This is a genomic window from Mesorhizobium sp. WSM4809 (assembly GCF_055811655.1).
The window spans coordinates 1-561 of the sequence record NZ_JBVVQW010000064.1 but is presented as its reverse complement, the minus strand read 5'-3'; the positions used below and the strand labels follow the sequence as shown (position 1 = coordinate 561).

The window sequence follows — 561 nt, the reverse complement described above, 5'->3', positions numbered from 1 at the left end:
GCGGTCGTGGTGCCGTCGCCGGCGATGTCGTTGGTCTTCGAAGCAACTTCGCGGACCATCTGCGCGCCCATGTTCTCGAACTTGTCTTCAAGCTCGATTTCCTTGGCGACGGTGACGCCGTCCTTGGTGATGCGCGGGGCGCCGAACGACTTGTCGATGACGACGTTGCGGCCCTTGGGGCCGAGCGTGACCTTCACCGCGTCGGCGAGGATGTTGACGCCGCGCAGCATGCGCTCGCGGGCATCACGGGAGAATTTTACGTCTTTGGCAGCCATTTTTAGCTCCTGGCAGGGGCTTTGATCGAGCCCGGGAATTCAGTTGACGGGGAAAGGCCTGATATCAGCCGATGATGCCCATGATGTCGGATTCCTTCATGATCAGAAGGTCTTCGCCATTGAGCTTGACTTCGGTGCCCGACCACTTGCCGAACAGGATGCGGTCGCCGGCCTTGACGTCCAGCGGGACCAGCTTGCCAGCTTCGTCACGAGCGCCGGAGCCGACAGCGATGATCTCGCCTTCCTGCGGCTTTTCCTTTGCCGTGTCGGGGATGATGATCCCGCC

General features: G+C 61.3%; 2 protein-coding genes. Both read right to left on the bottom strand.

All coding sequences use genetic code 11. The features are described from left to right. Nucleotides 1-275, bottom strand: a 275-nt coding sequence (locus AC0L24_RS33865) for a TCP-1/cpn60 chaperonin family protein (protein ID WP_473565096.1), incomplete at its 3' end; no start/stop codon positions are given. A gap of 64 nt (nt 276-339) precedes the next feature. Then, a partial coding sequence (locus AC0L24_RS33860) for a co-chaperone GroES (RefSeq protein ID WP_473565094.1) occupies nt 340-561 on the bottom strand: 222 nt, incomplete at its 5' end.